This window comes from Acidobacteriota bacterium (genome assembly GCA_028874215.1).
Taxonomy (GTDB): Bacteria; Acidobacteriota; UBA6911; order RPQK01; family JAJDTT01; genus JAJDTT01.
Window position 1 is genome coordinate 72,615 of record JAPPLF010000066.1, and the last position, 12,939, is coordinate 85,553.

Here is a 12,939-nt window from a genome sequence, read left to right on the forward strand (position 1 = left end):
CGACACGGAGAGGGTCCGCTCGACCTTTTCCACAGCCCTGACATTCTACCACCAGTGGAAAAGCGGGAAAACGTCATGAAACTTCGTCGGTCAGCTTGTTGACGGTGGAATGCAGCAGCGGATCTTCCTCGATGAGTCCGGAGATCTTCCGGATCGCGTGAAGCACGGTTGTGTGATGCCTTTTGCCGAAAGCGCGGCCGGTCTGAGGGAGTGAGGCCCGGGTCAACTTTTTGCAGAGGTACATGGCGATCTGCCTCGGAACCACGAATCGCGGCGAGTTGCTGCGGCTGATGAGTTGGGACACGGTCAGGGAGTAGTGTTGGGCGACAACTCGTTGAATCTCTCCGATGGTGATCTCCCGTTGCGCGGACGCCGTGAGGTCCTTGAGGGTGGATTGAGCCAGGTCGAGGCTGATCTCCTCGCCGATCAGACTGCTGTAGGCGATGAGGCGAATGAGCGAGCCTTCCAGTTGGCGGATGTTCGACTTGGTGTTGCTGGAGATGAAGAACGCAACGTCATCCGGGAGTTCCACCCGTTGCAGCGCGGCTTTCTTCCGCAGAATGGCCACTTTGGTCTCCAGGTCGGGGGCCTGGATGTCTGCAATCAGGCCCCACTGGAAGCGGCTGTGGAGACGCTCCTCGAGAGTCGGGATTTCCTGCGGGGGAGAATCGCTGGAGATGACGATTTGCTTTTGGGCGTCGTACAGGCTGTTGAAGGTGTGGAAGAATTCGTCTTGGGTCTTTGGCTTGCCGGCGAGGAACTGGACGTCGTCCATCAGCAGCACGTCGATGTTCCGGTATTTCTCTCGAAAATCCGCGGTCCGGCCGTAGCGGATGGAGGTGACCAGGTCGTTGGTGAAGCGTTCCGAGGAAACGTAGGCGAGATTGACGTTGGGATGCTCGATCATGATCGAGTGTCCGATCGCGTGCATGAGGTGGGTCTTGCCCAAGCCGACGCCACCGTAGAGAAACAGGGGGTTGTAACTTCTGGATGGGCGTTCCGCGACTGCCAGCGCGGTGGCGTGCGCGAATTGGTTGCTCGACCCGACAACGAAATTGGCGAAAGTGTAACGTTGATTCAGGTCGCACTCGGTGGCGCCGACGTACGAGCCCGACAGGCGGGGTGACGAGATCAGGTCCGATTGCGGCTCGTCCAGATCCGCATGGAAAACGATTTCCCCATTCGGAAACCCCATCTCTCCCATCTTGGTTTGCAGCAGGTCTCCATATTGGTGGGAGATCCACCTGCTGAAGCGGTTGTTGGGAACCCGCACCACGAGTCGCCGTGAGTCTTGTTCGTAGCGAACCTGGGATGTGGCCTGGAAATAGACGGCCATATTCTCGGGTGAAATCTGCCCCGCAGCTTCCAGCGAAGCGACGATGTCTTGCCACAAATCCAAGGCCGGCCCTCTCCTCCCGAGCCCCTGGTTGACTTTGTAATGAAAGAACGGGCCGGTCGATGCACGGCCCGTGGTCATTTTCGGTCTCGGTCCGAAAAGAAGGTAGCATAGTCTGTCTCGATGGCGAAAGAAGTTTCTTTCGCGGTCCCGGGAGACGCTTGGTCGGATCCCGGAAAATCCTTTATTTACTTGAATTTGAAGAACAAAAACGAGCCGTTCAGTCAGGTTGTGTGACAGGGAGGGCCCTTTCTCCAATTCTCGCAAGGGTTTTGTGAAGATTGCGTAAATGATGGGCCCGCTTGGGCGGCCCCAGCGGCAGCCCTTGGGTGTTTTTTTGACGTTTTGGGTGTTTTTCAGGTCGCTGGCTCCACTCCTCGCCGGCGCCGGCCCGGCGAGGAGCCGGGAGCATTCGGGGGCTGGGGCGGCGACTTGGGGGCGCCACCGCCGTTCAGGAGTTGATCAGCTCTTTCAGGTCCTTGCCCGGTTTGAAATAGGGAACCCGCTTGGCGGGAACGTGGACCTTGGCGCCGGTCTTGGGGTTGCGTCCGATGCGGGCCGCGCGGTTGCGGAGCCGAAAGCTTCCAAAGCCTCTCAATTCGACTTTGGAGCCGCTCTTCAGAGAATGGACGATGCTGTCCAGGACGGCCTGGACGACCACCTCGGCTTCCTTTCTGGTGAGGCTTGAGCCGCCGGCGACCCGCTCAACCAGTTCGGCTTTAGTCATTTTTTTGTTCTCGCTGCGTCGATGGCCCGCTGCTTGAGGCCACCCAGTTGGCTGCCCGCCAGTTCGCCAATGGAGGTCTTGCCCACCTCCGGCCGGTAGGACCAGGTTTCCCGGTGGTCCCGCTCAACCAGGGCCTTCAGGGAAAGCCCGATTTTCCGCTCGAGGAGATTGAGCTTTATGATCTCGAAATCGAGCTCCTGGCCCACCGAGACGTGGGATGTGGGGTCCTCGACCCGCTCTTCGGACAACTCGGAGATGTGGCAGAGTCCTTCGACGCCCTCGTCCAGCTCCACGAATGCGCCGAACGAGGTCAGCCGCACCACCTTGCCCGGGACGCGGTCCCCAACTTGATGCCGCGAGAAAAAATCCTCCCACTTGTCGGGTCCCAGCTGCTTGATCCCGAGCGACAGGCGTTGGCTTTCGCCGTCGACGCTCAGCACCACCGCGGTGACGTCGTCCCCTTTCTTGAGAACCTCCGACGGATGCTTGATTTTTTTCGTCCAACTCAGGTCGGAGATATGGACCAATCCCTCGATTCCCTCCTCCACCTCGACGAAGGCGCCGAAATCGGTCAGATTCCGGACGGTGCCGTTGACCACGGAATTGATCGCGTAGCGCTCCTCGACCGAATCCCAGGGATTCGGTTCGGTCTGTTTCATCCCCATGGAGATGCGGCGGGCCTTGGCGTCGACGTCGAGGACGACAGCCTGGACCTGGTCGCCGACGGAAAGGATCTTGGAAGGATGCTTGATCCGGCGGTTCCAGGTCATTTCGGAAATGTGAATGAGTCCCTCGACACCCTCCTCCAATTCGACGAAGGCGCCGTAGTCGGTGATGCTGACGACCACCGAAGGGACGCGGGACCCGCGCGGGTACCGTTGGGCCACGGTGTACCAGGGATCGGTGGTGAGCTGCTTGTATCCCAGGGAGACCTTCTCGTCGATTCGGTCGAACTTGAGAACCTTGACATCGATCTTGTCTCCGACCTTGAAGAGGTCGGAAGGGTGGTTGACCCGCCCCCAAGACATGTCGGTGATGTGAAGCAGGCCGTCGATGCCGCCCAAGTCGACAAAGGCGCCGTAGTCGGTGATGTTCTTTACGACTCCCGGGGTGACCTTCCCCTCCTCGAGGCTGCGGAGGGTTTCCTCCTTCCGCTTGAAGTATTCTTCCTCCAGGACGGCCTTTCGCGACAGCACAATGTTGCCGCGGCGCTTGTTTACCTTGATCACCCGGAGCTGGAGTTCCTGGTCGCGCAAGCTGTCCAGGTTCCGAACCGGATGCATGTCCACCTGGGAGCCCGGCAGGAAGGCGCGAACCCCGATATCGACCGAGAGCCCCCCCTTCACCCGCTCGATGACGCGCCCCTGGATCACCGCCTGTTCCTGGTAGGCGCGCTCGATGCTGTCCCAGATCTTCATTCTCTCGGCCTTCTCGCGAGAGAGAATCACGCCGCCGTCCAACGTCTCCGAATTCTCCATCAGAACGTCGACCGTGTCGCCGGCCTTGACGTTGACCACGCCGCCCCGCTCACGGAACTCGCCGATGGGGACCAGGCCTTCGGACTTGAATCCAATATCCACGAGAACATGGGAATCGGAGACCTCGATGACCGTTCCGGGGATCACCTCGCCCTCGGAGAGGTTCTTGAAACTTGTATCGTACGCTTCGACCAGCGCATCGCGATCAAGGTCGTCGGCGATCTCGATGGTGGGGAGTGCGACGTTGGAAAGCCCCGCAGCAATCAGGCTTTCAAGCTCTTTGTCGGTTCCGGTTGGAGCCATCCGCTAAGTTCCTCCTGCTGGCCGGCGCGATCTATCCTGGCGGACTGCAAACTCCCCCCTGTCCTCACCGGCCGACATACTCATTCAAGGAGGGAACAATCAGAATAGGATATTCCGGTCGCCTTCCGCAACCGGCGCAGCGCGCGAAGCTGTTCATTTAGCGTCGGTCCGCCTGGATTGTCAAGCGCCGCGGTCCGGACGCTCGAGGCGGAAGAAACGAGCCCCCGGGCTGGCCGGCTCGACTGGGCGGGGCCGATTTGCTAAACTTCGCGGCGGCTGCATGCGAGGCGAGTGAGAAAGGGGAGCGGTCAGAGATGAAAGCAGGCATCCATCCCGAATACGGCGTCGTCACGGTGCGCTGTGCGTGCGGCGCGGGGTGGGAAACCCGATCCACCCACAAGGGCCAATTGCGCCTCGATATCTGCTCCAGTTGCCATCCCTTTTTCACCGGTAAGCAGAAGCTGATAGACACCGCAGGCCGCGTCGAGCGGTTCCAGAGGAAGTACGGCCTCATCAAATAGGAGGCTGCGGTGACGGTTCAGCGTCGCACTGGCGCCGGTGTTGCGCCCGAATGCCGTGGCGACTCTCGCCGCGGGACCCTGGAACCCCAAACCGGAGTCGGGGAGACGAGTCTTCCCAAGCCCCCGCCATGTTAGAGAAATTGCGCGCCCTGGAGGCAGACTACGAGCAGATTTCCCGGCAATTGGGAGATCCCCAGGTCGTTGCCTCCCGGGATCGTTACCGGGAGGCCGCAAGAACCTATGCGGAGTTGCGTCCACTGGTCGAAAAATACCGGGCGTACCGGCGCGCCCTCCACGAGGCAAAGGATCTCGAGGAGATGGCCGGGGCCGAGACGGATTTTGAATTGGCGGAGTTGGCGAAGGCTGAGTTGACGTTGCTCGAGGTCCGCCTTGCCGAGCAGGAAGGGGAGTTGCGCATCCTGCTTCTGCCGCGCGACCCCAACGACGAAAAGAACGCGATCCTGGAGATCCGCGCCGGCACGGGGGGCGTCGAAGCCAGCCTGTTCGCCCAGGAAGTTTTCCGCATGTACGTCAGGTATGCCGAGTCGCACGGGTGGAGGGTGGACATCATCTCCGCTCATGCCACCGATGCGGGCGGACTGAAAGAAGTGAGCGCCACCATCGAAGGCAAGCAGGTTTACGGACGTCTCAAGTTTGAAAGCGGCGTGCACCGCGTCCAACGCGTGCCCCAAACCGAGACCCAGGGAAGGGTTCACACTTCCGCCGTAACGGTCGCGGTCTTGCCGGAAGCGGATGACGTCGATGTCAAGATCCAGCCCAAGGACCTTCGGTGGGACACCTACTGCTCCTCCGGTCCCGGTGGCCAGTCGGTGAATACGACCTACTCGGCAGTCCGTGTCACGCACATTCCCACCGGGGAGGTCGTGACCTGCCAGGACGAGAAGTCGCAGCTCAAGAACAAGAACAAGGCGCTCAAGGTGTTGAGGTCGCGGTTGTACGAGCGGGCTCGCCGGGACCGTCACGACGAGATGGCGGCCACTCGCCGCGCCTTGGTCGGCAGCGGAGACCGCAGCGAGAAGATCCGGACCTACAACTTTCCCCAGAACCGCATCACCGACCACAGGATCGGCGTCACGCTGCACCGGCTGGAGGCCGTTCTGGGGGGCGCGCTCGACGACATCCTCGATCGCCTGACCGCTTTCGATCAGGCTGAAGCGCTGAAAGCACAGAAAATTGCTTGACACGCACCTGGACAGGATTCCGACGGAGTTGACGGTGGGGGACGCGGTTCGGCAGGGAACCTCGTGCCTCAAGCGGAAACGCATCCGCAATCCCCGCCTGGATGCGGAGTTGATGCTGGGTTCCCTTCTGGGGCGCTCCCGTGCGTACCTGCTGGCGCACCCCGAACTGCGCTTGGACCCGGTCCAGGCCGGGAGATGGACGAGCTGGCTCCGGAAGCGGGCGGGGCACTATCCGATCCAGTATTTGTTGGGGAATCAGGAGTTTTACGGAAGGGATTTCGCCGTTGGACCGGGCGTGCTGATCCCACGGCCGGAAACAGAGCTGTTGGTGGATGTCTGCCTGGAACGGATCGACGCCATGGCTCTGCCGAACCCGACAGTGCTCGACGTGGGAACGGGTTCGGGGGCCATTGCGGTGACCTTGGCCGCCGAACGGCCGCGGCTCCGGGTAACGGCCACGGATATTTCAGGCCGCGCCCTGGCGGTGGCCAGGCGGAACGCGGAGCGCTACGGTTGCGAATCCCGGATCGAGTTTTTGGAGGGGCGAAACCTGACGCCGTTGGAGGGGCGGGCCACCCGCTGGGATCTTGTGGTATCGAATCCCCCCTATGTCTCAACAGCCGACCGGGACCGGGTCGACCGGTCCGTGGCCGCGTATGAGCCCGGAGCCGCCGTCTTTGCGGGTCCCGACGGTCTGGAGATGTACGAAACGTTGCTGAAGGGATGTCCGTCGGTCATGACGCCGACGAGCCCTCTGGTATTGGAGATCGATGCAGGCGCCCGGGGGCGTGTGTGCCGCTTGGCGCGGCGCCGGAACTGGCGCGCCGTGGAGACGCGGAGAGATTTGGCAGGCATCGAACGATGTCTGGTGTTGGTCCGGAGGAACCACGGCGAGGTGTACGATGAGTGATTGCCTGTTCTGCCGGATCGTGAACGGAGAGCTTCACGCGGCAGTGGTGGCGGAGGACAAATGGACCATGGCGTTCCGGGACATCAACCCTCAGGCGCCCACCCATGTCCTGGTGATCCCCAAGAAGCACGTTGGCTCATTGGGCGAAGCGGCGGAGGAGGACACTGCCCTTCTCGGCCGGCTGTTGCTGCTTGCGAAGAGGGTCGCGCGCGATGAAGGTTTGGCCTCGGGCTATCGAGTCGTCCTGAACAACGGCGCTGCGGCCGGGCAGAGTGTTTTTCACATTCACGCCCATGTTCTGGGGGGTCGACACATGGGCTGGCCGCCGGGTTGATTCCGGTTGCCGGGTCCCAGGTTCGGAAATCGAGAGTTGCAGGAGGTCGGCCTTGGAGGATCTGGTCAGGAAGTTGCTTCATGAGATCGGCGAGGACCCCAATCGGGAGGGGCTTGTGGGCACTCCCGAAAGAGTCGAACGCGCCCTGCGGTTCCTGACCAGGGGATACGCGCAGGATGTGGACGAGCTGCTCAACGGAGCGTATTTCAACGTGGAATACGATGAAATGGTCATCGTCAAGGACATCGAGGTCTATAGTCTTTGCGAACATCACCTGTTGCCCTTCTTCGGACGGTGCCATGTCGGATATCTCCCAACGGACCGGGTCATCGGGCTCAGCAAGATTCCGAGAATCGTGGACGTGTTCGCGCGGCGCCTTCAAGTCCAGGAACGGCTCACCCAGCAGATTGCCGAGACCGTCAACGACAAGATCCGCCCCAAGGGCGTGGCGGTCGTCGTCGAAGCGCAACACTTGTGCATGTTGATGCGAGGGGTCGAAAAGCGGCAAACTCGGGTCATGACTTCCGCCATGCTGGGCAAGTTCAGGGACGATCAGCGGTCCCGGAGTGAGTTTCTGCACCTGGTGGGTGCCCGGAAAACTTGAAATGAGACGTGAGGTCCGGAGTCGGCGACGTTGGGGACAGCTCGGGCGGCTGACCCTGGCCCCGTTGCTCTGGATCTGTCTGGGCCCGGCCTGGGCGAACGGGCAGGACCAGGACCAGGACGAAGCGATCCGGGTCAGAGTCGATCTGGTTCTGCTTCGTTTCACCGTCAGAGATCCCGGGAACAAGTTGGTCAATACCCTGACGCAGGAGGACTTCCGCGTGGTCCAGGGCGGCAGGGAAAGGGAGATCGTCTTCTTTCGGCCCCCGCGAAAACGGACGGCTGACCTGGGCCGGCTCTGGATCGCCTTTCTTCTGGACGTGAGCGGAAGCACCTTTGCCACCCGGGCGGAAGAGATCATGGCCGCCCAGAACTTTCTGGACAACATTCACCTGTTCACCCAGATCGGCGTCTTCGGGTTTACCGACAAGTTGCTGGTTTTTCAGGAGTTCACTTCCCGCAAGCAACTTGCGGAAAAAGCCTTCGCGGCGGCCCGGCCGCATCAGGGACGAACCGCGATTTACGAGTCGGTGGAGGCGCTGCTGGCGCCCCTTGGGACCCGGGCGAGGCCCGGCGACGGAAAGGTGTTGATTCTGGTCTCTGATGGGATGGACGATGCCTACCACCGGGCCGAGAGGGCCGCGGCCCGGGCCCGGCGCGAGGATGTGAGGATCTATACGATTCTGGTTCCGTCGGCGACCGCTTTGCCGACGGCTCCGGGACTCGTGGCGGCGGAAGATCCGAAGGAGGAGGAGAAGGCGGCCGCCTTCGCTCGTTTGGCCGTGCAGACCGGCGGAATGCACTTCAGCGGAATCGAAACCATCCTGGACTTCGATTCCACCCTGGCACAGATCAACGACGACGTTTTCGGCAATCTCTATTCCATCGGCGTCTCCGGCGACCCGACTCCGGGAATCGACCCCGACTCGCCGGCTCTCGTCACCACCTCAAACCCGGATCTACTGGTGTCGCGTCCCTTCACCCGGGCGCCCGGCCGCCTCCGCGCCAAGAAGAAGTTCATCGAGGCGCTCTTCTACAGCGAAGTCGAGCTGGGACCCCCCGAAGACGAGGGTCTGGAACGGTACGAGCTGGGCGCCGACGTGGACATCCTCCGGCCCAGGGGCCAGATCTCGGGCAAGGTCGGGTTGCCGTTCCGAATCAAAATCAGTCCCTACACGCTCTCAAGGGAGCCGGATGGAGACGTCCGGACCCAATTGGGAATCATCGGCCAGTTGGTGGACGCGGACGGGCGGGAAGTGGTCAGGATGAGAGAATTCTTCCGGGCCACCCTGGAAAGAAAGGAGCTTCGGGACGGCCGGGGGATCATCTATACCAACAAGCTCTTCGTGCAGCCGGGGCGGTACAATTTGCGGCTGGCCCTGCTGGAAATTCCCACCTGGAAGATGTTCTTCTTCCAGCGTGAAGTCAGTGTGAGCTCTCCAGCCTTCTCTCGCGGTTCCAGGGGTAGGACTCGCAGTATTCCTTGAGGGCATCCATCGTTTCCTGATACCTGGGCAGCCAGTCCGAGGCGGATTGTCCGCGGGGCACCAGGAGCGGGTGTCCGATCTTCACCAAGGTTTGAGAGAAGGGTTTGGGGATTCGAAAGCCGTCCCAGCCGGAACCGGCCCAGAATCGGCGAGGCTGGATGTGGAACGGGAGAATGGGAAACCCTGTCTTCATGGAGAGCCAGATCGGCCCCGGTTTCACCCTGTAGGCCGGACCCACCGGCCCATCGGCGGCAAACCCCACGGGCCGGCCGCCGGCCAGGTGCCGCTTGAGCTGAAGGAGGGCCCGGGTCGAACCTCTGCGGCTGGATCCCCTGGCCGGATGGTATCCGAATCGGCGAATGATGCGGGCCATGTACTCCCCGTCGGCGTGCTGGCTTGTGATCACGCCGATCTCCCGGAATCGCCAGAAATGGGTGGCGCAAAAGATCTGGTTGTGCCAGAAGCTGAAGATGAAGGGAGTGCCTCGCCGATTCAACCGGGAAAAATGTTCCCAGCCTTCGACCCGGTATCGAAGAAGTGTGCCGAGACCCCAGATCAGGGCCCACCCGGCCGTACTTCCTGCAGCCAGGGAAATGCGCTGCGACAGAGGCGCGTCAGCGGCTTTCATGGTGGCTCAAGCCGTCCCGGGCATGTCGCCGCGAGCGAGAATTTCGTCGATCTCCACCAGTTTGCTGATGAACTCCCGCCGGGCCGCGCCGGCGTAGCGATTGCGCTGTTCCATGTCCCTGAATAGCTCGGAGGTGTCGTTCTGAACGGTTTCGGCGAGGCGGTAGAAGGCGTCCGGTCCCGGTGTGGAGAGCCGCTGTCCTCGCCAATCCAACTCCTTCAGCGCCTGGGAGATCAGGTGGAAGATGGCTTGGGTGCGAGCGAGTCTCCGGTCGTGCTCCTGCGGCGTCGTCTCGATGATCTCCAATCCGAGGCCTTGGAAAAAATTGCGTATGCAGTCGTAGTTGGCGGAGTCGATTCGCACTGGACAGACTGCGATCTTCATTCCTCCGATGCCATCCCTACCGCTGTCGGGTCCGAAGAGGGGGTGGGTGCCCAGGATCTGAACGTCGTCCGGCAGGCGGGACGACATGCAGTCGACGGGGTATTGCTTGACGCTGCAGGTGTCAATCACCACCTGGCCGGTTCGGAGAGCCGGAGAAATCTGCCGGCAAATGGCGTCGATGGCGGAGATGGGGGTGGCCAGGATGACGTACTGGCCCTCGAGAACCTGCTCCAGAGTGGCGGCATCCGCCAGCCCGGCCAGTTTTTCGGGATCGCGGTCGTATACGCCGGCGACCTTGCCGGCGGGCAGGTGGCGGTGGACCAGGCGCCCGAAACGCCCGAAGCCCACGAGACCGATATTGCCGGTGCTCACGGCGGGGCATTATAATGGATTTGCAAACACCCGAAAAAGAATCAGCCTCTTCGCAATCCCTGCTTGCCGGTGCCGGTGCCGGGCTCACGCATGTCGAAATCGGCTGGAGTGGCGAACCGAATGGCGGCACTGGAGTTCTCTCGATTGACTTTTTCCCAGATCAGGCAAGCTCTTGCGTCCCGTGAAGTCCAGGTGACTTCCGCGGTGTTGTCCGAATTGGCGGGCGATCGGAGGGTCGGCGTGCGGCGTCTGGCGCGGCGTCTGGCGCGCGCGCGAGCCGCGACCCGGGCGGAAAGTCGCCGATTGAAGTCGATGCTGGAGAAGGAGCGCGCGCTGTGGCGCCGCGGGATGGTGCGTGTCGCCGGTGTCGACGAAGCCGGCATGGGCCCTTTGGCGGGTCCGGTCGTCGCCGCCGCGGTGATTTTCGAACCGGGCATCGAAATCCGCGGCGTGGACGACTCCAAGAAACTCTCGAGCGCGAGGCGCGACGAGCTGGCCGGGATCATTGCCCGGGACGCGGTCGCCATGGGAATCGGAGAGGCGTCGGTGGAGGAGATCGACCGGCTGAATATTTTCCATGCCGGTCTGCTGGCCATGAAGCGGGCCGTCGCGGCTCTCTGCCCGGCGCCGGAGTTCGCTTTGGTGGACGGCCGCCGGATCCCGGAGCTCGAAATCCCGCAGGAGGCCTGCGTCGGTGGGGACCGCAGGCATTTCTCGATTGCCGGGGCATCGATCCTGGCGAAAACTCATCGGGATCGGCTCATGAAGAAGCTGGACCGCTTGTTTCCGGAGTATGGATTTGCCCGCCACAAAGGCTACGGGACGCAACAGCATCGACTGGCGATCGAGAAACACGGGCGGACACCCGTGCATCGGAGATCGTTCTGCCGGAGAATGGCGTGAAGCGGGGAGCTTCCTACGGCCGGCAACGCCGCGACATGGTGGAGAAGCAACTGAGAGGTCGAGGCATCCGGGACGATCGTGTGCTGGAGGCGTTCCTGGAAGTTCCCCGTCATCGTTTCGTGCCCGACAAATGGATTGAGCGGGCATACGATGACGGCCCCCTTCCCATCGGCCATGATCAGACCGTCAGCCAGCCCTACATGGTTGCCGCCATGATCAGAGCGGCGAGGGTGTCCCCGGGGAACCGTGTGCTGGACATCGGGACCGGAAGCGGATATCAGGCGGCGTTGCTTGCGGCCATGAAGGTCCAGGTCTTCAGCGTGGAACGGATCCCGGAACTGGCCGGCCAGGCGGCGAATCGGCTCGCCGGGCTCGGCTACCGGGATGTCCGGCTGCGAGTGGCCGACGGGACGCTGGGTTGGGAGGAATACGCGCCTTTTGAGAGCATCATCGTCGGCGCCGCGTCTCCCAGGATTCCCGAACCGCTGCTGCAGCAGTTGCGCGAGTCGGGGCGCCTGGTGATCCCCTTGGGACGGGATTATTCCCAGGTGCTGCACATCGTGACCCGGAAGGGGGATGGATATCGAACCGACCGCGCGGAACGATGTGTGTTCGTGCCCTTGATCGGTAAATATGCCTGGAAGCGGAAACCGGCGGCTGACTGAAAGGCCACAGTCCGGCGTCCCGGCTTCCCCGGCCAGTGTCGAACCAATGCCCGCCATGAAAACTACGATTCACCGTTACGGCGTCCTTCTTTTGCTGATCGCGGTTTGTCCCGCGGCGATTGAAGGGATCGTTCGGGCCCAGGGCTGGAGCGTTACCGAGGCTCAATACCAGGGAGGCCGCGCACTGCAGCCGCACCTGGTCAGCCCCAGCGGGTTCCAGAGCATTCTCACCATTCAGCACGCCAGCGGCTGGAGCTACGGAGAGAATTTCTTCTTCATGGATATGATCTGCTGCTCGGGTTCGAATGCGGACCGGGACATCTACATGGAGTGGTATCCCTACTTCAACCTGGGTGCGATCAGCGGACAGAAGTTGTCGTGGGGACCGATCCGCGGGATCGGCCCCCTGGCCGGACTGAATTGGGGAGCCCAGGCCAAGGTTCTCAAGCTCGGTCCCGGATTCCGGTTCCAGCTCGATCTTCCCGGCTTCGCCTTTGCGAACGTCGACTACGTGTATCTGGTGGATCGCAACCAGGGGGTGGCGGCTGGCGGAGCGCCAAAAGAAGGCAACAGCCACCTGGTCGATTTCAACTGGGGTCTCCCCTTCGAGATCGGCGGCGCCTCATTTTCGTTCGAAGGGCACGGGGAATGGCTGAGTCCGCGCGACACCGAGTTCGGGTTCCGCGCGCCCCATTGGATCCTCTTTCAACCCCAGTTGCGCCTGGACCTGGGCAAGGCGGTGGCCCGGCGCCCGGGGCGCGTCTTCGCCGGGATAGAAATGCATGTCTGGGTCAACAAGTTCGGGTTTGAAGACGCGGACGAAGTGCTGCCTCAGCTCTTGCTGGTGTTTCGTTTCTGAGAAACCGTGGAAAAATTGAAAGGGCGCACCCCCAAGGCCCGGCGCGGAAGGAATCGAGCCGGTCCGGTTGGCGGAGAGGGGGGGATTCGAACCCCCGACCCAGGTTCCCCCGAGTAACTGCTTAGCAGGCAGCCCTGTTCAGCCACTCCAGCACCTCTCCGGCCAGA

Annotated in this window: 14 protein-coding genes and 1 tRNA gene; 9 read left to right on the plus strand and 6 right to left on the minus strand. The window is 62.0% G+C overall.

The window, feature by feature from the left end; translation table 11 throughout:
• Positions 1-73: 73 nt before the first annotated feature.
• From dnaA to rpsA, 3 genes are all read right to left on the minus strand, one after another.
• Positions 74-1,399, minus strand: coding sequence for a chromosomal replication initiator protein DnaA (dnaA, locus tag OXT71_12850; protein MDE2927280.1), 1,326 nt, complete (start codon positions 1,397-1,399; stop codon positions 74-76).
• 448 nt (positions 1,400-1,847) lie between these two features.
• Positions 1,848-2,123, minus strand: a complete 276-nt coding sequence (locus OXT71_12855) for an integration host factor subunit beta (GenBank protein MDE2927281.1) — start codon at positions 2,121-2,123, stop codon at positions 1,848-1,850.
• Complete coding sequence (gene rpsA / locus OXT71_12860; GenBank protein ID MDE2927282.1) at positions 2,120-3,904, minus strand: 30S ribosomal protein S1; 1,785 nt, start codon at positions 3,902-3,904, stop codon at positions 2,120-2,122. Before rpsA ends, OXT71_12855 begins: the two co-directional genes overlap by 4 nt.
• A 314-nt stretch (positions 3,905-4,218) precedes the next feature.
• On the opposite strand from rpsA, the gene rpmE reads away from it, so the two are divergent.
• The 6 genes from rpmE (at position 4,219) to OXT71_12890 (ending at position 8,961) form a co-directional block, all read left to right on the plus strand.
• Positions 4,219-4,425, plus strand: coding sequence for a 50S ribosomal protein L31 (gene rpmE / locus OXT71_12865; protein MDE2927283.1), 207 nt, complete (start codon positions 4,219-4,221; stop codon positions 4,423-4,425).
• A gap of 128 nt (positions 4,426-4,553) precedes the next feature.
• Positions 4,554-5,627 (plus strand): peptide chain release factor 1, encoded by a 1,074-nt coding sequence (gene prfA / locus OXT71_12870; GenBank protein ID MDE2927284.1) that lies wholly within the window; start codon positions 4,554-4,556, stop codon positions 5,625-5,627.
• Positions 5,620-6,537: a peptide chain release factor N(5)-glutamine methyltransferase gene (gene prmC / locus OXT71_12875; GenBank protein ID MDE2927285.1), complete on the plus strand. Its 918-nt coding sequence runs from the start codon at positions 5,620-5,622 to the stop codon at positions 6,535-6,537. Before prfA ends, prmC begins: the two co-directional genes overlap by 8 nt.
• A complete protein-coding gene (locus OXT71_12880; protein ID MDE2927286.1) occupies positions 6,530-6,871 on the plus strand; it encodes a histidine triad nucleotide-binding protein in 342 nt (113 codons plus the stop codon). The genes prmC and OXT71_12880 overlap by 8 nt, the downstream gene beginning before the upstream one ends.
• Before the next feature lie 52 nt (positions 6,872-6,923).
• Complete coding sequence (gene folE, locus OXT71_12885; protein MDE2927287.1) at positions 6,924-7,475, plus strand: GTP cyclohydrolase I FolE; 552 nt, start codon at positions 6,924-6,926, stop codon at positions 7,473-7,475.
• Position 7,476: 1 nt separating this feature from the next.
• The gene (locus tag OXT71_12890) at positions 7,477-8,961 is read left to right on the plus strand and encodes a VWA domain-containing protein (protein ID MDE2927288.1); all 1,485 of its coding nucleotides are present in this window, start codon (positions 7,477-7,479) and stop codon (positions 8,959-8,961) included.
• Here the strand turns inward: OXT71_12890 and OXT71_12895 are convergent.
• Both OXT71_12895 and OXT71_12900 read right to left on the minus strand, forming a co-directional pair.
• Positions 8,900-9,589, minus strand: coding sequence for a lysophospholipid acyltransferase family protein (locus OXT71_12895; GenBank protein ID MDE2927289.1), 690 nt, complete (start codon positions 9,587-9,589; stop codon positions 8,900-8,902). The two genes, OXT71_12890 and OXT71_12895, sit on opposite strands and share 62 nt — an antisense overlap.
• Before the next feature lie 6 nt (positions 9,590-9,595).
• The gene (locus OXT71_12900; protein MDE2927290.1) at positions 9,596-10,345 is read right to left on the minus strand and encodes a prephenate dehydrogenase; all 750 of its coding nucleotides are present in this window, start codon (positions 10,343-10,345) and stop codon (positions 9,596-9,598) included.
• Positions 10,346-10,465: 120 nt separating this feature from the next.
• On the opposite strand from OXT71_12900, the gene OXT71_12905 reads away from it, so the two are divergent.
• From OXT71_12905 to OXT71_12915, 3 genes are read left to right on the plus strand one after another with little or no spacing between them, the layout of a single operon-like run.
• Positions 10,466-11,248 (plus strand): ribonuclease HII, encoded by a 783-nt coding sequence (locus tag OXT71_12905; GenBank protein MDE2927291.1) that lies wholly within the window; start codon positions 10,466-10,468, stop codon positions 11,246-11,248.
• The gene (locus OXT71_12910; GenBank protein MDE2927292.1) at positions 11,245-11,913 is read left to right on the plus strand and encodes a protein-L-isoaspartate(D-aspartate) O-methyltransferase; all 669 of its coding nucleotides are present in this window, start codon (positions 11,245-11,247) and stop codon (positions 11,911-11,913) included. The genes OXT71_12905 and OXT71_12910 overlap by 4 nt, the downstream gene beginning before the upstream one ends.
• Before the next feature lie 55 nt (positions 11,914-11,968).
• Positions 11,969-12,772 carry a nucleoside-binding protein gene (locus OXT71_12915; protein MDE2927293.1) on the plus strand — a complete coding sequence of 268 codons (804 nt, stop codon included), beginning with the start codon at positions 11,969-11,971 and terminating at the stop codon, positions 12,770-12,772.
• Positions 12,773-12,840: 68 nt separating this feature from the next.
• Here OXT71_12915 and OXT71_12920 read toward each other — a convergent pair.
• Positions 12,841-12,932 (minus strand) — tRNA-Ser (locus OXT71_12920).
• Positions 12,933-12,939 lie beyond the last annotated feature (7 nt).